Source organism: Chitinivorax tropicus (assembly GCF_014202905.1).
GTDB classification, from domain to species: domain Bacteria; phylum Pseudomonadota; class Gammaproteobacteria; order Burkholderiales; family SCOH01; genus Chitinivorax; species Chitinivorax tropicus.
In genome coordinates this window covers 123832-143312 of sequence record NZ_JACHHY010000003.1, presented here as the reverse complement: position 1 = coordinate 143312, position 19481 = coordinate 123832, and the positions used below count along the sequence as shown (strand labels likewise).

Here is a 19481-nt window from a genome sequence, read left to right as displayed (position 1 = left end):
TTTGAAATTTGACAAGAAATTTCTGGGCCACCCTTACACTCCCGGAAACATTCCTTTCATGCCGCGCATCAGCTTTGTCAGCCCGCCTTTACTGAATTGTTTCATCATCTTCTGCGTCTGCTCGAATTGATTCAACAGTTTATTGACTTCTTGCACCGAAACGCCGGCTCCTGCGGCAATCCGCCGTTTGCGAGAGGCTTTGATGATCTCAGGTTTGGCTCGCTCCTGCGGAGTCATGGAATTGATGATCCCTTCGATTCTGTTGATCAATTTATCATCAATCTGCCCCTGCGCAAGCTGGCTGACCTGCCCGGGTAGTTTGTCGAGCAATGAGGTCATACCGCCCATCTTCCGCATCTGTTGGATTTGCATTTTGAAATCCTCCAGATCGAAACCTTTGCCGGTCTTCATCTTCTTGACCAGCTTCTGTGCTTCTTCATGGTCAACGGTGCGCTGGGCGTCTTCTATCAGACTGAGCACATCCCCCATACCGAGAATTCGGGAAGCCATCCGGTCTGGGTAGAATGGTTCAAGACCTGTCAGTTTTTCACCAACCCCGACAAATTTGATCGGCTTGCCGGTCACATTCCGTACAGATAGAGCCGCGCCACCCCGAGCATCACCATCCAGCTTGGTCAGCACCACACCGGTCAACGGTAGCGTTGCGTTGAATGCCTGGGCCACATTGACTGCATCCTGGCCTTGCATGGCATCCACGACAAACAATGTCTCAATCGGGTTCAGCGATGCATGCAATGACTTGATCTCGGCCATCATCTGCTCGTCAATGGCCAGTCGCCCCGCTGTATCGACAATCAACACGTCGTGGAAATGTCGTTTTGCGTAGTCCAGTGCAGCCAGGGCAATGGCCTCTGGCTTTTGCGAGACATCAGATGGGTACCACTCAACTTCCAGCTGCTGCGCCAGTGTTTTCAACTGATCAATTGCAGCTGGACGATATACGTCACACGAAACCAGCAGTACTTTCTTTCTCTGCTTTTCCTTGAGAAGCTTGGCCAACTTGCCAGTGGTGGTCGTTTTACCGGAGCCTTGTAAACCCGCCATCAAGATGATGGCGGGAGGAACAGCTGCAAGATTGAGTGCGTCATTGTGCTCACCCATCAACTTGACCAGCTCTTCATACACTACACCGATCAACGCTTGACCTGGTGTCAAACTGCCGATGACATCTTTACCCAGTGCGCGCGCTTTGATGTCATTGATGAATGATTTCACAACCGGCAATGCGACATCCGCCTCAAGCAATGCCATGCGCACTTCACGCAATGCATCTTGAATATTGGCCTCTGTCAAACGGGCATGGCCACGTAACGTCTTGACAACGCCAGAGAGTCGATTGGATAGATTCTCAAACATGCTGCATTCCTCTATATCCCGGCCATCTGCGGCCTGCCCGCATGATCCGAGATGATGTAGACTAGTGTCGAAACCTAGATTCTACATGAGTTAACGTGCCTACTCTGCCCCTATTAAGTATTGCTGCATATTGCGGCCTCGCTTGGTATTTCTGGCGAAGCAATCGCCTGGATCGTCATTGGCCCAAGTCACTGGTACAGGGCCTGTTGTTGGGCTCGGTCATCTTACATGGCTCGACGTTGATTGATGCCATCTGGCACAGCAATGTGGTCGGGCTAGGAGTGGGTACGGCCCTGTCGATCACACTATTTCTTTCGGTCTTGATCTTTTGGTTAGGGCAGTTTGTCTATCCTTTGGCCAGCATACAGCCGCCACTACTGGCTGGCGCAGCCATCAGTATTGTTGCTGCCATGTTGATGCCCCCGCAGCACAGCTTTCAGGGGACTGAACTGTTCGCTTTTCGTGCGCATGTCCTATCCGCCATGCTCGCCTATGGCCTGCTGACCAATGCAGCTATCATTGCACTGCTGATGAATGTGGCGGACAAGCGCCTGCATCACCATGCGGCAAGCACAAAGGGCCCGCTGTTACCGCCTTTATTGAGTTTGGAAACGCTACTGTTTAAGGTGTTGCTGAGTGGTTTTCTGGTTTTGACTGTCACCTTGTTGAGTGGCCTGTTGTTTTCGGAAGAAATTTTTCATCAACCATTCAAGCTGAATCACAAAAATCTCTTTACCGTCATTGCATGGCTGGTTTTTGCGGCACTTCTGATTGGCCGCTCTGTGATGGGATGGCGAGGTCGGATTGCCGTGCGTTGGACGCTATCTGGCTTCAGCTTGCTGCTGCTGGCCTATCTTGGTAGCAAATTCGTACTTGAGGTGGTTTTGCATCGTTGACGATAACCTCTCTCTGGGCAATGCAGAGGAATACATCAATCCCCTATGTCTAATGCAAATATTCGAGTCAATATACATGTTGGAAATTACACACAACAAAATACGCGCTGCTCGGATATGTTCAGTTAGCTTACCCTTGATGGGGTAACGTCATAATACCGGCTATAGCACCAAAGGCGGGAGCCAGATCAGACAGCACCTCCTCAAGCCATATCTTTCATAACGGTGTATTGCCGCCAATGATCTTTCCGACATACGTCGGATTTTTGCAAACTTGCGGCAGATCAGCTCAAGCTAACCACAGCCCGAACTTGATTAATTATGTTTGCTAACATCAGATAAGGCTGTTTACAAACTGGCCGTTTGCCATGAGACACGGCAGAGAGAACATGGCCCCAACGACAAACGAACCCAGAAACAAGTGCAAGTTTGCGCGGATTGGCCCCAGGAGCGATCAGACGGACCGTAACACAGTTTTTCTACAAGTTATCTACTGCGTGGAAAATTGTCCACACAAGCGGTAACCGGCATGCGAAAACCCAACAACCATCGGATCGCAATGATGAAAACCACCGAAATTTACTTTCCATCGAAAGCTTCCTAGACTGAAGCGAGTGAATAGCACTTTTTGGGAATGGGCGCCCAAGTACGATTCACGAGCAAGTATCATTCAAACCGCATCAGACATAGCTCATACGCTTTACAAAGTTTCATGTCGAGTGCATTATTTGTGAATTTTAACGGTTACTAATAAACAGACTGCTGCAACCATGGCCGCATCGCCTTCCTCCACACAACTATCCGGGCTCGCACGTGCGCTTGTTCAGCACAATCTGCTTCCGCAGACCGATGCCGACAATTTGCAATCTCAAGCAAACACAGCAGGGATTTCGTTCATCCAGCAGGTATTGCTGAGTAAACGGCTCAACGCTTATCAGATTGCAGAGTTTGCCTCCCAGACTTTTGGCTTTCCATTGCTTGATCTCAATGTAGTTGATCTCGCCAGCATCCCGACCAAGGCGATTGATCACAAACTGATGGTCAGCCGACGTGTATTGCCATTGTATAAACGCGGAAACAAGCTATTTGTCGCGATTTCCGACCCGACCAATCTGCAAGCCTTGGAGGAAGCAAAGTTCCAGACCAGTCTGGCGGTCGATCCCATCGTGGTGGAGGACAATAAGCTCGGTATCTACATCGAGAAAACCGTTGAGGCCAGCGGCGCAAACTTGCAGTCATTGGTTGACGATGACATTGCATTGGATATGGATACCACAGCAGCGGCAGAGGAGCCTGCGGAGTCAGATACCAATGTCGATGTAGACGACGCACCGGTTGTTCGCTATGTCCAGAAAGTCCTGCTAGACGCGATCAACGCTGGCGCATCGGATATCCACTTTGAGCCATATGAGAAATTCTATCGGGTTCGCTACCGGGTAGACGGCATGCTCAAAGAAGTAGCACAACCCCCCCTGGCGCTGAAAGAGAAGATTGCCGCACGGATCAAGGTCATTTCCAGCCTGGATATTTCGGAGAAACGTGTACCACAGGATGGCCGCATGAAATTGAAATTGTCCGGCACCCGGGCAATCGACTTTCGTGTCAGTACGCTACCAACCTTGTTCGGCGAAAAGATCGTCATGCGTATTCTGGATCCATCCAGCGCAACACTTGGGATCGACGCACTCGGCTATGAGCCCGCGCAAAAAGAAGCGCTGATGAGTGCCATCCGCCGACCGTATGGCATGGTCTTGGTCACAGGGCCAACGGGCTCCGGTAAAACCGTATCGCTATACACCTGTCTCAACATCTTGAATGAACCAGGTATCAATATTTCGACAGCAGAAGACCCAGCCGAAATCAACTTGCCCGGCATCAATCAGGTCAACGTCAATGAAAAAGCAGGGCTGACATTTTCTGCGGCATTGAAATCCTTCCTACGCCAAGATCCAGACATCATCATGGTTGGTGAAATCCGGGATCTGGAAACGGCTGATATTGCCATCAAAGCCGCGCAGACGGGGCACATGGTGTTTTCGACATTGCACACCAATGATGCTCCTACAACACTGACGCGGCTCATGAATATGGGGGTTGCGCCGTTCAATATTGCCAGCTCCGTGATTTTGATCACCGCACAGCGCCTTGCTCGACGACTTTGTTCTGGTTGTAAAAAGCCAGTTGACCTACCCCGCGATGCCTTGTTGCAAGCCGGCTTCAGCGAAGAAGATCTGGATGGCTCCTGGAAACCTTATGGGCCTGTCGGTTGCGACACCTGCAAAGGTTCAGGCTATAAGGGCCGGGTAGGCATCTATCAAGTCATGCCGATCTCAGAGGAAACACAGCGGATCATTCTGAGCAATGGCACTGCCATGGATATTGCAGACCAGGCACAGCGTGAAGGTGTCAAGGATCTGCGCCAATCAGGCCTTTTGAAAGTCAAGCAGGGCATGACTTCTCTGGAAGAGGTCGAGTCGGTAACCAACGAATAATCTGGGGATAATAAATGGCAGTAGCAACTCGACGTCAGCCCAAGACCAAGCAATACATGTTTGCCTGGGAAGGACAGGATCGCTATGGCAAGCGTGTCAAAGGTGAAATGAGCGCCGGAGGAGAGGCACAGGTACAAGCCACACTACGTCGGCAGGGTATCCGTGTCGCACGGGTCAAGCGGCAACGGACCAGCACAGGCAGGAAGATCACCGAGAAAGATATTGCGATGTTCACCCGGCAAATGGCCACGATGATGAAATCGGGGGTGCCATTGCTACAGTCTTTTGATATTGTGGCGAAAGGCCATAGTAACCCCGCAGTGACCCGCTTATTGCTCGATATCAAATCAGACGTCGAAACTGGGATGAGCCTGACCGCTGCCTTTCGAAAACGTCCCCTGTATTTTGACAATTTATTCTGTAACCTGGTGCAGGCGGGTGAACAGGCAGGTATTTTGGAAGGGCTGTTAGACCGACTGGCAACCTACAAAGAAAAGATTCTGTCAGTCAAATCCAAGATCAAGTCCGCAATGTTCTACCCCACAGCCGTGATTGTGGCCGCTTTTGTCATCACGGCAGTGATCATGATCTTCGTGATCCCAGCCTTCAAGGATCTGTTCTCCAGTTTTGGTGCTGATCTTCCAGGTCCGACCTTGATGGTCATGGCCATTTCTGAATTTTTCGTTGAATATTGGTGGCTGATCTTTGGTGGTATTTTCGGTGGTGTATTTGGATTCATCGAAGCCAAAAAACGATCACGAGCCATGCAAATCGCCATGGATCGATGGATTTTGAAAGCGCCCGTATTTGGTGACATCATCCGCAAAGCCACCATTGCCCGCTGGACACGGACATTGTCCACCATGTTTGCCGCCGGCGTTCCACTGGTGGAAGCATTGGACTCTGTAGGTGGCGCAGCGGGCAACCAGGTTTACACCGATGCAACCAAGAAAATTCAAGCGGAAGTTTCAACTGGTACCAGCCTGACGGTTGCCATGCAAAATGCGGATGTGTTCCCGAATATGGTGCTGCAGATGACAGCCATTGGCGAGGAGTCTGGCGCGCTGGACTCCATGCTGAGCAAGGTTGCTGACTACTTCGAAGAAGAAGTTGATAATGCAGTCGAGGCCCTCTCCAGTTTGATGGAACCGATCATCATGGTCGTGCTGGGCACATTGATTGGTGGTATTGTGGTTGCCATGTATCTACCCATCTTCAAAATGGGCCAAGCAGTCGGTTAAGTATCCAGAATGGCAGATCTCCTTTTCATATTTTCGACATCGCCCGCGACCTTCGCGGGCGTTTGTTTGGTATTGGGCTTGCTGGTAGGCAGTTTTCTGAATGTCGTCATCCATCGCCTTCCGATCATGATGGAACGCGATTGGCAAGAACAATGCCAGCTACTTCAGGGCGAAACACCGCCACCACTGCCCAAATACAACTTGATTGCGCCTCGCTCTGCCTGCCCGCATTGTGGCTATCAGATTCGGGCAATCGACAACATCCCACTGATCAGCTACTTTTTACTGCTGCGAGGTCGATGCAAAGGTTGCCAAGCCTCGATCAGCATTCGCTACCCGCTGGTTGAATTGCTCACGGGCTTAGTCAGTGGCTATATTGGTTTTCGTTTTGGGCCAGGCCCGCTCACGGCGGGAGCACTCTTGTTCAGCTGGGCGCTGATTGCGCTGACCTTCATCGATTTCGACAAGCAGCTTCTGCCTGATGACATCACCCTACCACTTATGTGGTTGGGTATCTTCTTCAACCTGAACGGCTGGTTGGGTTTACCACTGAAAGAGTCCATCGTCGGTGCGATGGCGGGCTATTTGATCCTATGGAGCGTGTACTGGCTATTCAAGCTGATCCGCGGCAAAGAAGGAATGGGCTATGGCGACTTCAAATTGTTGGCAGCGCTAGGAGCTTGGCTAGGATGGCTTGCCCTGCCTCAAATCATTCTGATCTCCTCGGTGTTGGGTGTCATAGGTGGCATCATCACCAACATCATGGCCCAACGAGGCCTTGAGTCCCGTTTTGCCTTTGGCCCTTACCTGGCCATGGCTGGTATGGTTTCCATGTTGTGGGGCCCGGAAATTGCCGGTCTGTTGGGTATTCGTATATGACGTTCCTGGTTGGATTGACTGGCGGCATCGGCTCAGGTAAATCAACCGTAGCCAACTTGTTTGTTGCACACGGAGCAGGTTTGATTGATACGGATGAAATTGCTCATCGGCTGACTCAGCCTCGGGGAAGGGCAATTGAACCCATCAGACAAGCATTTGGCGCATCATTTATTGATATCAATGGCGCAATGGATCGTAAAACGATGCGGGAGTTGGTGTTCGCAGACGTTGAAGCCAAAAACAAGCTGGAACAGTTGTTGCACCCACTGATCCGCGAGACCGTATTGGAAGAACTTGCACACATCAGCGCAAGCTATACCTTGCTGGCCGTACCCCTGCTGGTCGAAACCGGAACCTACCTCAAAATGGTCAATCGCGTACTGGTCATCGACTGCGAAGAGGCGACACAGATACATCGCGTCATGGCTCGCAGCAAGCTGACTGAAGCCGAGGTGCGAGCCATCATGCTCAAACAGGCATCGAGGAAAGCCCGTCTTGCCTTTGCGGATGATGTGATCAACAATGATGGCACATCTGATTCATTACAATCTCAGGTTGACACGCTGGATACGCTCTATAATGAATTATCCAGACAAATCAATCAGTAACCAATGAAACTTCGAGTGACATTTGTCAATTCCGCCTTTATCCCTCAGAATTGATGGATTATTTCGATCAACGGCAGATCCAGTGATCAGTTACGAGTTTCCATTGAACGAACGCATCCGTACCATGTTACGGCTGGAGGATTTGTTCGCCCGCTTCGATCACTTTGCCGACAAGCAAGAATCGCACGATCACCATGCTGCATTGATGGTGATGTTTGAGATCATGGAAGTGGCCAGCAGGGCCGATCTCAAATCAGATCTGATTCAAGAGCTTGAGCGACAAAAGCACACCCTTGAAGCACTCCGCAACAACCCACAGATAGCAGAGGATGCGCTGGATCAGATCCTGAACGATATTGAGCATGCCTCGGCCAAGCTGCTGGAAATGGTTGGGCGGATTGGCCAATATCTGCGTGATAACGAATGGCTGATGAGCATCAAACAGCGCACGTCGATTCCTGGCGGAGCATGTGAATTTGATCTGCCGTCCTATTATTATTGGCAGCGCAAACCAGCCGACGCACGCCAAGCGGACCTGCGTGACTGGATTGCCCCGCTGACACCGCTTCAGGATGGCTTTGCCATCGTGCTGCACCTGCTTCGGGACAGTGGTAAAGCGATGCACTATACCGCCAGGAATGGCGTCTTCCAGCAAATGTCGGGCGGTAAGATCGTGCAATTGCTGAAGGTTTCGCTGGAAGAGTCGTATGCCTGCGTACCGGAGCTGTCTGCCAACAAATACGCGATCAACGTCCGATTCACACACCCTGTCACTGGTCAGGACAAACCAAGGCAGTTCGAAGGCGACGTTGAATTCAACCTCACCTACTGTAATCTGTAACCCCCTGATTAGGCCTGATATGCAGCATCAGGGGCTAGGCATGCGATAATACGGCCTGAGTGAATCCCTATCGAGAGCACCATCACGATGTTCAAGCCGCCCAAACAAGTCCCCTGCCCGCAATGCCGCACGCCGGTTACCTGGTCGTCCGCCAGCCCGCATCGCCCTTTCTGCTCAGAGCGATGCCGACTGATTGATCTTGGGCAATGGGCAAACGAGGCCTACCGCATCCCATGCAAGGACGAAGCCCCGACCATTGACGACATGCTCAACTGACTTCGTTTTCCAGCTTTTTGCCACTTTCGTATGCGCTGACGTTGTCCAAGGTTGTCTGGGCGATATTGCCCAATGCCTCACGGGTCAGAAAACCTTGATGTGAGGTGATCAGCACATTCGGGAAGGTCAGCAATCTGGCCAGCTGATCATCCTGCAGCGGCTTGTCAGAGAGGTTCTGGAAAAAGACACCCTCCTCCAGCTCATAGACATCCAGCCCCACCCCACCGAGCCTGCCTGACTTCAACGCCTGGATCAAAGCCATCGTATCGACCAGGGCACCCCGACTTGTGTTGATCAGAATAGCACCGTGTTTCATGCCGTGTAGGGAATCCTGATTGATCAGATGGCGACTGTCCGGGGTCAGGGGCAAATGCAGCGAGACCACGTCGGACTGCGCCAACAACACTTCACGGGGGACATATTCGAAGCCCATTGCCTGAGCCAGAGCGGTGTCCGGATACAGATCATCGGCCAATACGCGGCAACCAAACCCACGTGCGATGCCAATGGCAGCTTGCCCGATACGACCTGTACCAATGACACCAACGGTCTTGCCATATAGATCAAAGCCTACCAAGCCATCCAAAGCAAAGTTGCCATCACGCACCCGGTTATAGGCGCGGTGTGTCTTGCGTACCAAGCTCAACAGCAAGGCAAAGGCATGTTCAGCCACGGCATGAGGTGAATAAGCGGGCACCCTGACCACGCGCATGCCGAGCCGCCTGGCCTCGGGTACGTCGATGGCGTTATACCCGGCGGCCCGCAGTGCAATGAGGCGCACCCCCACTTGATATAGCTGCGCCAGGGTTTCCGCATTCAGCTTGTCATTCACAAATGGGCATACCACCTCGAAACCACTCGCCAACCCAGCCGTCTGCGCCGTCAATCGAGCCTCGAAGAAATGCAATTCATGTCCGAATTGCTGATTTGCCAGTGTCAGTGCGTCACGATCATAGGAATGGGTATCAAAGACTGCAATTTTCATATGCGCTCCAGATAGAGTGGCCCGAGGCGACCAAGCCCGACAGAAAGCCTGATACCACCTCAAGCAACACAATATAGACAAGGCATGGTCTGGAGTGGGGGCCAGCTGCCACTAGATATCGACTACCCGATTGTCGAGTAGAGCTTAACGCGTTCTGGTGAACAACATCTTGATATCCATCAGCCGTCGCTCAGGAACTGGAGAATGGCACGAGGACTTGCTTGCCGTCCATATCCACTAGCATCTGCCAATCACGCCGCCCCTGAATACACACAGGCAGCATGATTTTCCCGACCCATATACCGGGCGAGGACTGCTGTAAGCGATACCGGCCTGGCCCCATCTCCATGCCTAACATGGAAAACTGCACGGTCATTTGGGCCGCCGGAGCGGTACGAATCGTCAGATCAAATGGACGAAAGGTGGAAATCGGCCCCTTTGCCTCTGCCTGCACAGCTTGATCCGCAATGCTGAAGCGACACCCTTGCGTCAGATCGGGGCAGGCCACGACGGGGATGGTGTCCTTACCACAACCAGCCAGCACCAACAGCAGCAATCCAGCCAGGCCAATTGCCCTCACCAGATCTGCCTTTGCATGGCAACCCCATGTGCGCCATACCCCTGGGCGTCAGCCAGCATGGTGGGTGTCATACCACCCAAGGCATAGATGGGTAGCGGCCACCCCTCCGCATGCAACGCCCTAAATGCATCCCATCCCAAAACCTGGCCGTCCGGATGGGACAACGTGGGTAGCACTGAGCCTAATAACGCGTAGTCAACACCCAGCTGTTTGGCCTGGAGGAGATCTGCGGCGTGGTGGCAAGAGGCGCCAACCCATTCAATAGCGGGTCGGGTTGTGTATTGATGTAATGCAGTGCTGGTCAAATGCAAGCCATCCGCGCCGACTTCCAATGCCTCCTCCAGGCTGCCATTGAAAAAGACCTTGGCTTGATGGGGCCTAGCGAGAGCGACAACAGCCTTGGCAAACGTCAATCGTTCAGGCATGGGAAGCTGCTTCTCGCGAACCTGAATCAACCGCACGCCATTGGACAGCGCCGAATCCAGACGCCTCAGCTGTTCATCCACCCCCAGCTCACCCGCATTGGTGATCGCGTAATACGCTGGCAGCGCCAACGCACGGAAGATCGGTGTATTGGCCGGTAGCACCGGGCTGACAGACAGATCGCCTGCCGTCTGCCACGCAAATTGCTGACCTTCTTTTGGGTGAGGCGCTCCCAGCCAGTGGTGCACCAGAAAGAAATTCAAACGCACTGTCGCGTGAGGATAGGCAAACACCTGAGTCAGCCAAGGGGTCGCCCGCTGCACCTCGATCCCCAGCTCTTCATGCAATTCGCGAACCAATGCCGCATAGCGTGCCTCGCCTGGCTCGACCTTACCGCCAGGGAATTCCCAGTACCCGGCGTAAACCTTACCCTCGGGGCGGCTGGCCATGAAAAAAGCACCATCTGGCCGCAACAACACCCCTGCCACCACATCCACAATGCGATCAGCCATGCAGCCCCGCCCAGTCCCGTGCAAACTGCCACGCCACCCGACCACTACGCATGCCGCGCGACAACGCCCATTGCAGTGCGGCGCGCGTCATGTCCTCGGTCAACGGCATAGGCACACCAAAGTGCTGCAGCCAGTGGCCCACCGCTTGCAGATATTGCGCTTGATCAAATGAGTGGAAAGACACCCACAACCCGAAGCGCTCGGACAAAGAGACTTTTTCCTCCACCGCTTCCGCTGGGTGGATCTCCTCACCTACATAACGGGTCCGCTCATTTTCATGGAAATACTCTGGTAACAGGTGCCGACGATTGGAGGTGGCATACAACAGCAGATTGTCCGCCGCGCCCGCGATGGAGCCATCCAATGCAGACTTGAGCGCCTTATACCCTGCCTCGCCCTCATCAAACGAGAGGTCATCACAGAAGATGATGAAACGCTCTGGGCGGTCTGCGATCTGATCGACGATGTCGGGCAGGTGCACCAGATCAGCCTTATCCACCTCAATCAAACGCAGGCCATAATCTGCAAACGCATTCAATACCGCCTTGACCAAGGATGACTTACCGGTGCCTCTGGCGCCTGTCAACAGCACATTGTTTGCAGGCTTGCCCTCGACAAACTGGCGGGTATTCTGGACAACTCGCGCCTTCTGCGGCTCGATATTGTGCAAATCGTCAAGGTGAATCCGGTGCGGGTGCCGCACCGCCTGCAGATAGCCGCGCCCCTGGTGGCTACGCCACAGGAACGCCTCAGCCTGCCAATCGGTTGCAGGGGTCGGGGCAGGCAGCATGGCCTCCAGCCGTGTCAACAACTGCTCGGTGCGGGTCAGTATGGCAGCGATATCAGTCATGTCAGCTACGGTAATCTGCGTTGATGCGAACGTAGTCGTAAGAAAAATCACATGTCCAAACAGTTGTGCGGGCATCGCCACGATTCAGCAGCACCCGCACGGTAATCTCGGACTGTTTCATCACACGTTGGCCATCTTCCTCACAATAATCCGGGTTGCGCCCACCTTGCTTGGCCACCCACACGTCGTCCAGGTACAGATCGATCTTGCTGACATCCAGATCACCGATCCCCGCATACCCTATCGCCGCCAGAATACGGCCCAGGTTCGGATCAGAGGCAAAAAATGCTGTCTTGACCAGCGGTGAATGTGCAATCGCATAGGCCACTGCGGCGCATTCAGCCTCATCACGTCCGCCTTCGACCTGCACCGAGATGAATTTGGTCGCCCCCTCTCCATCCCGCACAATGGCTTGCGCCAACCAGGTGGATACTTCGGTCACAGCGTCCCGCAGTGCTTGGAATTCCGCACTGCTGGTATCGGCAAAGCCCGGTATCTGTACCCGACCAGAGGCCATCATGATGAAGGAATCATTGGTCGAGGTGTCGCCATCAATCGTGATACGGTTGAATGAACGATTGGCAGCATAGCCGACCAACTCCTGCAGCACTGCCTGTGGCACGGCGGCATCCATCGCGACAAAGCCCAGCATGGTCGCCATATTCGGGCGGATCATGCCAGCACCCTTGGAAATACCGGTGATGGTAATGGTCTGTCCAGCGATCACGACCCGGCGAGATGTCGCCTTGGGCTGCGTATCGGTGGTCATGATCGCCTCTGCCGCGTTCGCCCAATTGTCCTCTTTCAGATCAGCCTTGGCCTGCGGCAGCCCCGCGAAGATCTTCTCCACAGGCAGGGGCTCCAGAATCACGCCCGTCGAAAAAGGCAGCACCTGGGCCGATTTGACGCCCAACTGGCTGGCTACCGCCTCACACACTGCACGCGCATCCAACAATCCTTTTTCACCCGTTCCCGCATTGGCATTACCTGTGTTGATCACCAGCGCACGAATATCACCGTGCGACAAATGATCTTTGGAGAGGATTACTGGTGCCGCGCAAAAGCGGTTTTGGGTGAAAACCCCAGCCACCGTCGCACCGGCACCGAGACGGAACAGCAGGACATCTTTGCGATTCGGCTTTTTGATGCCTGCGCAGGCATAACCCAGCTCGACGCCAGGCACGGGAAACAGGTGAGCAGGATCAAGGGCGGGCAGATTGACTGGCATAACAAATCCTTTGTCGAAACGGGCTGCAAAATGATGCGGCATTTTACCGCAGAACATGGCCGCCGCATGATCCGCCATGACAGCGACACCCAATTGGGCCCGCCTCTACAATAAAACTGCCTGCCGGTTGGTCAGCAAACGCCTGAGCGGCTGGGGAATACCCGCCGCCAGCGCCGACTTGTGATCGAACCATTGCCACTGTTCATCTGGAGTGAGCCCAGGGCCACTCACCTCACAAGCCACCGGGCTGATGGTCAGTCTGAAATGAGTGAAGACATGTTCAAACGCTGGCAGACAAGTTGTGGACTCCAAAGCCATGCCGTGCCGGGCACACCACGCCTCGGCATCCAGGCTGGTATCCACCTCTGGCAAGCACCATAGCCCACCCCAGATTCCCCGATCTGGCCGCTTTTGCAGCAACAGCTTATCACCACGCCAGATCAGCAGCATGGTGGTGGCGCGGGTTGGAATGGCTTTACGGGGCTTTGGCGTCGGCAACGATGTTGTCCGCCCTGTCTGCCGCGCCACACAATCCGCCGCCACCGGGCAGACATCACAACGTGGTTTGCTACGGGTGCAGACCAAGCTGCCCAAGTCCATCTGGGCCTGGGTATAGGTTTCAATATCAGCTTGGGGGACCAGCTGCTCAGCCAGCACCCACATGGCGGCCTCGACCTTTTTGTCACCAGGAAAGCCCGTTATGCCAGCCCAACGCGCCAACACCCGCTTCACATTGCCATCCAGAATGGGCCGACATTGCCCGAATGCAAAAGCGCAGATTGCGGCGGCAGTCGAGCGACCAATGCCAGGCAACGCCATGACCTGCTCCACATCATCTGGAAACTGCCCCTGATGCTGAGCCACAATCAACTGCGCCGCCCGGTGCAGGTTTCTGGCACGGGTGTAATACCCCAGCCCACTCCAGGCTGCCATGACCTCATCTGAGCCAGCCTCCGCCAAAGTCAGAATGGTTGGAAATTTCGCCAGAAAAGCCTGATAGTAAGGAATAACAGTGTTAACCTGCGTCTGTTGCAGCATGATCTCGGACAACCACACGTGGTATGGGTTGCTGCTATGCCAAGGTAGACCATGGCGGCCATGGACATGCTGCCACTCGATCAGACGCGTCGAAAAAGTAGGGCTTTGTTGTGTAGACATGCAATAGACATCGGGTATGGAATCAGCCTGATTACGTTTCATATTCATCAACGTAACCAGTCGCTTACTTGATCTGCCATTCAGGCTGGCCCTGATCTGACAGAAATTTGTCGAGGATCGCTGCCAGCGGCTGAAAAAGCCTGACATTTGCCACGACACCATGGCACTACGGGCCGTTCTCAACTACCATATTCTAACAATGCATTAGTAAAATATCTCTTAATATCATAAAATTATTTAGAAGATGCTATTGCAATTCGGTAGATTTATTCGCCATCATGCAAGTTTGCTTGCGAATTTAGTCTTGTCACAGGTGGTGCCCAATATGATCCGATACGCTTCCCGCGCGTCGCTTTTTGCAGTCTGTCTAGCTTTTGCCAACCATGCCCTGGCAGCCGACGATACTATCGTCGTCGGCCAATCTGTCGCGCTGACCGGCCCGCTTGCCGAGAACGGCAAAGAGCTTTCCGCTGGCATGAAAGCCTACTTTGATTCCGTGAATGCCAAGGGTGGGGTCAATGGCCGGAAAATCTCGCTGCTCGTCAAAGACGATGCCAGCTTGCCCGCCAAAACCCTCCAGAACACCCAGGCATTCATCACCGATGGTGTGGCGGTATTGGCGGGTTACACTGGCACCGCAAACGTCGCCCTGCTGGTTCGCACCAAAAAATTAAAGGATGCCGACTTATCGCTTGTTGGCCCCATGACAGGTGCGGACAGCTTACGCGCCCCCTTTGGCACAGAGGAAAAAGCCGCCGGACAGGGCAACTATAAGCTGGAAGGCGATACCTTTCAGGAAGGCTACGTTCCACAGCTGTTCCATATCCGTGCGGGTTATGGCGACGAAGCACGCAAGATCGTCAAACAAGCCGTCAGCCTGGGCATGCAGAAAATGGGCGTACTGTATTCCGACGACGCCTTTGGCAAATCCGGCTTGGCCGCAGTCTCCGCCGCCCTACGGGAACACAATCTGGAGCTGGCCTCCAAGGGTATCTACAATCTGAAGACGGGTGATGTCAAAGAGGCGGTCAAGACCATCAACCAACCCAGGCCTCAAGGCGTGGTGATCATTGCAACCGGCGAACCAGCCCAGGCTTTTGTGCAACAGTACCGGGAGGTTGACCCCGGTGCGCAGCTGTTTGCCTTGTCAGCCGTGAGCTATAAATCGTTGGTGAAAGCACTGGGGAGCAAGACACAAGGGGTTGGGATTTCGCAGGTCGTGCCCATGCCGTGGAATTCGCTGACGCCCGTCTCGAAAGAGCACCAGCGGACCATGAAGGAATTTGCGCCGAATGTGCCCTTGACCTATTCGACGATGGAAGGGCACATCATTGCCAAGGTCATCACCGAAGCAGTCAGAAAAGGCGGCACCAGTCGGGCCAAGATGCGTGAGGCATTGGAAGGCTTGAAGAGCCAGGATGTCGGCGGGTATATCGTCAATTTCAATGACCAGGAACGTCGTGGTTCGAGGTTTGTGGATATCACGGTGATTGGCAGAGAAGGTGAGCTGATGCGGTGACACATCGCAGCTGACTTCCAAACAAATGGGCCGACACGCGGCCCATTGTCATTTCTGAGGGGATGCTTTGGGCTGGCTGTCATGCGCCATTTTTTCGAGCAACGGGCGCATATCGACTTGGTATTGAGGGGAGCTCAACGCCCCGGAGATCGTGACCGGGATCACCGCCTTTTGTTTGCTGCCTTTAGTCGGCTTACTGGCTGTTGGCAATTGCGCAGCCATCTGATAGCTGATGGAATCCTTCACCAGATCGAGCTGACCCTGACCCGTCACCGCCAGCATGGGCGCATCCAGCTTCAGATCATCATTCACCGCAACCCCTTTATCCACCATAAAGGTGGCCTGCAGGGTCTTGAACATGGTGCGTGCGTCGGCATTGTTCTGACCCGAGCCTGCCGGGTGGCCGACCAAGCGACCTAGGTTGATGCCCCGTAGCGCGCCATCCTCCAGTTTGAGCGCAAGTTTGCCATTCAGGCTCTTGCGGATCTCGTTCAATGAGTCACCGCTTGCCGCCAGCGACACTTCTGCTTCGCCTTTTCCCTCCAGGCGCTCCAGGCTGATCAGGTCCTGCAGCAGGGGGCGCACGTTGAGCCCAACTAGCCGTTGATGCAATTCAAAACTGGGCACCTCGGACAATGTCACCCGACCAGACCCACTCAAGGTGCCTTGATAAATGCTGGCGGCGAACGGCTCGATATCCAGCACTCCTCGTTCACTTTTGATGCCCATCAGCACCTGGCCACAGCTTAACCCGCCTGCAATCAGCTCACCGACACGCAATTCGGCCTTACCTGTCCAGTCCCGGAACAGCGAGAGATCAATCCTGGTATTCAGTGCCGAGCCCTGCTCGCCGGGCTTGCTATTGTCTTTGACAGGCGCCAGCACCAGACGATTAAGATCCAGCTTGGCGATGTCCGCATTCAAATCGTACAACGGGGCCGAGAAGTCCCGCATCGCCAGCCTGACATTGGCCGCGCCACCATCGTATTGGCCGACAAGTTCGGCTTGGACAAGCTGTTCAGGCCAGTCCAATGACGCGCTGCCCTTGGCTTCCAGAAAAGAAAACGGCTGGGCATCGCCATCCCGCACCAGCCCGACATCCAGTTTGACTTCTGGCAACGAAAATCGACTGAAGCCCGCTCCAACCCGTATCGGGCCGGCCAATTTGGCGTTGACGCCATAGTGTTCATGCTTGGCCAGGAAGTGAATGACACTGTCCGCGCTCAGGCCATTGGTTTCAGCCATCAAGTTGTGCCATTGGATATCAACGGCACCGCTATCAGCCTTTTGCTTCAGCGCGCCTTTCAGCGTCAGCTCTGGCGCGGTGAACCGCCCTGCTTCCCACTGCGCACTGGGCATTCGCCCATTGGCCGTCAAGGCCATCGCGCCAGCTCGAGCGTCAAAATTCACCCTGGCACCCGACAAGCTAGCCACGCCACTGGCATAGCGCACATTGCCTTCGACAGTGAGACCAATCCGGGCCTGCTCTGCCTGCCCAGACCACTTCAGGCGCAGATTGGGCAAGGCCAGCTCCTGCAGGCGAGGATTCAGGCGCATCCAGCCTGATGCCGCCACCCGCCCGGAAAACCCCGGGTGCAGCAGATCGCCTTCCAGCTTGAGTTGCATCGGCTGATCCGCCTCTTCGCGATCACCATGCAGCGCTGCATGGCGCAACGCCCAGCGGGGCTTGCCATCGTTGTCGTACCAACGCAGCTGTGATTGTTTGGCGATCAGTTGATCCAATGTCCAATCGATGTTGGAAGCAGAACGCATCTGCAGCAGATCATCAAAGTTATTGCTGTCATCAGGCATCCGCCGCAGATTGACCCGCAGCCCGTCCACGCTCACCTCACTGATGCTGATCTGGCCATGCAGCAGCGCCCATGGCCGGACGGATATGCGCGCCTTGTCCAGGCTGACGAATTCCTCACTACCATCTCGTTCCGACAGCGTCACACGTTCCACCTGCAGCCCCAACGGAAACAGTTTCAATGTCATCGGCCCGCCCACATATAGCTCGCGATTGGTTGACGCACGTACAGTTTCCGCCAGGTCTGGTGCAAAACGGCTTAAATCAGCAACGCGAGGCCATGCCCAGCTGGCAACCGTTGCAGCACCAGCAGCACACATCAAGAGGTAGACGACAGAACGAAGTTTCAAATGCACAGCACTAGAAGAAGATGAGAACAGGTCATATTGGCTTGTTTTATCGCTGTCCGGCCAAGCGGCCACCAGCGTTGGCGATCAGCCAAAGATCGCCGCCTACCCAACGAACATGTCAGCGGTTGCGGGTGGCCGGTTGAATCAATTGGATAGCTGTCATTGTAGCGAACAACTCAACACTGCCAAGGTTGGGTGTGCTATCTCTCTATGTTCAGGCAGGGTTGGCACGGTGTTGACCCGCGCCGGACGCATTCCAGGGCCGCTCAGATGCCATTTACAGACTGCGACTCATGGCATCCATGACCGGCAAAAATTACGCGGTATCCTCTCAGCGCACAAGCCGTGCACGGATCTCGGCACGGCCAGTGCTCATACAACAGCCATCAAACCTGCTGAATACCAGCCACCAACCACTTGGCGGTGTTGTTGTGCTCCGGCTTGATAAAATGCCACAACTCTTCAAACGGCTGAGTTGGGCTGTTCAGCGATTCGCTGACACGGCCATAGAAACGGACAGTGGCAATATGCTGGCCCGATTCGATGGTGCTTTCGATCACCTCTGCATCCAGCTCCGGAAACTCTGCCACATCTTTGTTGGTCATCACATCGAGCCTGACTGATTCATATAGATCAGGTGTCAGGTACTTACGCAACTCTTCAACGCTATCTGGTGAGTTCAGGGTTTGCAGGTGCATGAATGACGCACGGGCCTGCCTTAAAAAGGCAGGTACTTCGGTGCCATCTGTCAGACGGCCTGTTACAGCCGACGCACTAGCCGCCGCCGGTGCCAAACCACCACCGATTTTGAAGACGCGATTGTCCGCGCCACCCACATTACCGGCCATGGCCGGAGTATAAGGTGCGCCACCTGCCATGGCCGGTGCGCCCGCCTTACGACGGAACAGCATGAAGCCAACGACGGTCAAACCACCCAACAGCAGTGCCATGCCCCATGGGAAGGAGCTTGGAGCAGGTGAAGAAGGATTGGTCAATTGGGCTGGGGCAATGGGCGCGGGTTGGTTGGCCTGTGCCGTATCCGGGCCAGGTAACGCCGCACCACTTGTTGCTGGCTGCTGTGCGGTCGGTGCAGCCTTGGGATCATCTTTCAATGCCTCGCTGACCATATAACCCGCAGCAGCGCCTGCAACTGCACCTGCCGCCACGCCACCCCAGCCCGGGCCGCTTTTTGCAGCAGGTGCCACCCGTGCAGGCTGCCCGATCGGGCGCTGGGGCATGGCCTGCGGCGCAGGCGTATTATAGCTGGGTGCAGGTCGTGCGGTGGTGCTGCGGCTCATACCCTTGCTCTTGCCGCCACCCAACCTGCCGGCCTCGGCAAAAGGCGCGGCCAGCATGGCAGCAGCTGCCAAAGAAGCAACCAACAGGTTCAATTTAGGTTTCATTAACGTGCTCTCCTTGCACATGACATTTCATGGTTTAAGAAGCTGTGCGCAAA

17 protein-coding genes are annotated in these 19481 nt (G+C 54.4%); 8 read left to right on the top strand and 9 right to left on the bottom strand.

Features of this window, described 5'->3' with window-relative positions; all coding sequences use genetic code 11:
• Positions 1-33: 33 nt before the first annotated feature.
• Complete coding sequence (gene ffh, locus HNQ59_RS03170; RefSeq protein WP_184035081.1) at positions 34-1377, bottom strand: signal recognition particle protein; 1344 nt, start codon at positions 1375-1377, stop codon at positions 34-36.
• 95 nt (positions 1378-1472) lie between these two features.
• Here ffh and HNQ59_RS03165 point away from each other — a divergent pair, with 95 nt between their 5' ends.
• From HNQ59_RS03165 to yacG, 7 genes are all read left to right on the top strand, one after another.
• On the top strand, positions 1473-2273 hold the full coding sequence (locus HNQ59_RS03165; protein WP_184035079.1) for a cytochrome c biogenesis protein CcsA: 801 nt from the start codon (positions 1473-1475) through the stop codon (positions 2271-2273).
• Between the two features lie 770 nt (positions 2274-3043).
• The gene (gene pilB, locus HNQ59_RS03160) at positions 3044-4765 is read left to right on the top strand and encodes a type IV-A pilus assembly ATPase PilB (protein WP_184035077.1); all 1722 of its coding nucleotides are present in this window, start codon (positions 3044-3046) and stop codon (positions 4763-4765) included.
• 14 nt (positions 4766-4779) lie between these two features.
• Entirely contained in the window at positions 4780-6006 is a 1227-nt protein-coding gene (locus tag HNQ59_RS03155; protein ID WP_184035075.1) for a type II secretion system F family protein, read from the top strand.
• 9 nt (positions 6007-6015) lie between these two features.
• Complete coding sequence (locus HNQ59_RS03150; protein WP_184035073.1) at positions 6016-6885, top strand: prepilin peptidase; 870 nt, start codon at positions 6016-6018, stop codon at positions 6883-6885.
• Positions 6882-7493, top strand: coding sequence for a dephospho-CoA kinase (gene coaE, locus HNQ59_RS03145; RefSeq protein WP_184035071.1), 612 nt, complete (start codon positions 6882-6884; stop codon positions 7491-7493). The genes HNQ59_RS03150 and coaE overlap by 4 nt, the downstream gene beginning before the upstream one ends.
• Before the next feature lie 82 nt (positions 7494-7575).
• A complete protein-coding gene (gene zapD, locus HNQ59_RS03140; RefSeq protein ID WP_184035069.1) occupies positions 7576-8334 on the top strand; it encodes a cell division protein ZapD in 759 nt (252 codons plus the stop codon).
• An 87-nt stretch (positions 8335-8421) separates the two neighbouring features.
• On the top strand, positions 8422-8610 hold the full coding sequence (gene yacG, locus HNQ59_RS03135) for a DNA gyrase inhibitor YacG (protein ID WP_184035065.1): 189 nt from the start codon (positions 8422-8424) through the stop codon (positions 8608-8610).
• On the opposite strand, the gene HNQ59_RS03130 is transcribed toward yacG, so the two are convergent.
• The 6 genes from HNQ59_RS03130 to mutY all read right to left on the bottom strand — a co-directional run bounded on the left by HNQ59_RS03130 (position 8603) and on the right by mutY (position 14346).
• Positions 8603-9595, bottom strand: coding sequence for a 2-hydroxyacid dehydrogenase (locus HNQ59_RS03130; protein WP_184035062.1), 993 nt, complete (start codon positions 9593-9595; stop codon positions 8603-8605). The genes yacG and HNQ59_RS03130 overlap by 8 nt on opposite strands.
• 190 nt (positions 9596-9785) lie before the next feature.
• The gene (locus tag HNQ59_RS03125; protein ID WP_184035059.1) at positions 9786-10175 is read right to left on the bottom strand and encodes a hypothetical protein; all 390 of its coding nucleotides are present in this window, start codon (positions 10173-10175) and stop codon (positions 9786-9788) included.
• The gene (locus HNQ59_RS03120; protein WP_184035056.1) at positions 10172-11110 is read right to left on the bottom strand and encodes a Nudix family hydrolase; all 939 of its coding nucleotides are present in this window, start codon (positions 11108-11110) and stop codon (positions 10172-10174) included. The genes HNQ59_RS03125 and HNQ59_RS03120 overlap by 4 nt, the downstream gene beginning before the upstream one ends.
• Complete coding sequence (locus tag HNQ59_RS03115; RefSeq protein WP_184035053.1) at positions 11103-11960, bottom strand: ATP-binding protein; 858 nt, start codon at positions 11958-11960, stop codon at positions 11103-11105. The genes HNQ59_RS03120 and HNQ59_RS03115 overlap by 8 nt, the downstream gene beginning before the upstream one ends.
• Before the next feature lies 1 nt (position 11961).
• Positions 11962-13188 (bottom strand): bifunctional glutamate N-acetyltransferase/amino-acid acetyltransferase ArgJ, encoded by a 1227-nt coding sequence (gene argJ, locus HNQ59_RS03110; protein ID WP_184035051.1) that lies wholly within the window; start codon positions 13186-13188, stop codon positions 11962-11964.
• 105 nt (positions 13189-13293) lie between these two features.
• The gene (gene mutY / locus HNQ59_RS03105) at positions 13294-14346 is read right to left on the bottom strand and encodes an A/G-specific adenine glycosylase (protein ID WP_184035391.1); all 1053 of its coding nucleotides are present in this window, start codon (positions 14344-14346) and stop codon (positions 13294-13296) included.
• Between the two features lie 325 nt (positions 14347-14671).
• Here mutY and HNQ59_RS03100 point away from each other — a divergent pair, with 325 nt between their 5' ends.
• Complete coding sequence (locus HNQ59_RS03100) at positions 14672-15865, top strand: ABC transporter substrate-binding protein (protein WP_184035049.1); 1194 nt, start codon at positions 14672-14674, stop codon at positions 15863-15865.
• Between the two features lie 48 nt (positions 15866-15913).
• On the opposite strand, the gene HNQ59_RS03095 is transcribed toward HNQ59_RS03100, so the two are convergent.
• Together HNQ59_RS03095 and HNQ59_RS03090 are read right to left on the bottom strand one after the other, a co-directional pair.
• A complete protein-coding gene (locus tag HNQ59_RS03095) occupies positions 15914-18025 on the bottom strand; it encodes an AsmA family protein (protein ID WP_184035047.1) in 2112 nt (703 codons plus the stop codon).
• Positions 18026-18411: 386 nt separating this feature from the next.
• Entirely contained in the window at positions 18412-19428 is a 1017-nt protein-coding gene (locus HNQ59_RS03090; protein ID WP_184035045.1) for a Tim44 domain-containing protein, read from the bottom strand.
• Between the last annotated feature and the right edge of the window lie 53 nt (positions 19429-19481).

Bases quoted from the DNA above. Each gene is read 5' to 3' on its own strand.
- ffh (WP_184035081.1), bottom strand. From the start codon at position 1,377: ATGTTTGAGAATCTATCCAATCGACTCTCTGGCGTTGTCAAGACGTTA.
- yacG (WP_184035065.1), top strand. From the start codon at position 8,422: ATGTTCAAGCCGCCCAAACAAGTCCCCTGCCCGCAATGCCGCACGCCG.
- coaE (WP_184035071.1), top strand. From the start codon at position 6,882: ATGACGTTCCTGGTTGGATTGACTGGCGGCATCGGCTCAGGTAAATCA.
- pilB (WP_184035077.1), top strand. From the start codon at position 3,044: ATGGCCGCATCGCCTTCCTCCACACAACTATCCGGGCTCGCACGTGCG.
- HNQ59_RS03115 (WP_184035053.1), bottom strand. From the start codon at position 11,960: ATGACTGATATCGCTGCCATACTGACCCGCACCGAGCAGTTGTTGACA.
- HNQ59_RS03150 (WP_184035073.1), top strand. From the start codon at position 6,016: ATGGCAGATCTCCTTTTCATATTTTCGACATCGCCCGCGACCTTCGCG.
- HNQ59_RS03155 (WP_184035075.1), top strand. From the start codon at position 4,780: ATGGCAGTAGCAACTCGACGTCAGCCCAAGACCAAGCAATACATGTTT.
- argJ (WP_184035051.1), bottom strand. From the start codon at position 13,188: ATGCCAGTCAATCTGCCCGCCCTTGATCCTGCTCACCTGTTTCCCGTG.
- mutY (WP_184035391.1), bottom strand. From the start codon at position 14,346: ATGTCTACACAACAAAGCCCTACTTTTTCGACGCGTCTGATCGAGTGG.
- HNQ59_RS03120 (WP_184035056.1), bottom strand. From the start codon at position 11,110: ATGGCTGATCGCATTGTGGATGTGGTGGCAGGGGTGTTGTTGCGGCCA.
- HNQ59_RS03130 (WP_184035062.1), bottom strand. From the start codon at position 9,595: ATGAAAATTGCAGTCTTTGATACCCATTCCTATGATCGTGACGCACTG.
- HNQ59_RS03100 (WP_184035049.1), top strand. From the start codon at position 14,672: ATGATCCGATACGCTTCCCGCGCGTCGCTTTTTGCAGTCTGTCTAGCT.
- HNQ59_RS03090 (WP_184035045.1), bottom strand. From the start codon at position 19,428: ATGAAACCTAAATTGAACCTGTTGGTTGCTTCTTTGGCAGCTGCTGCC.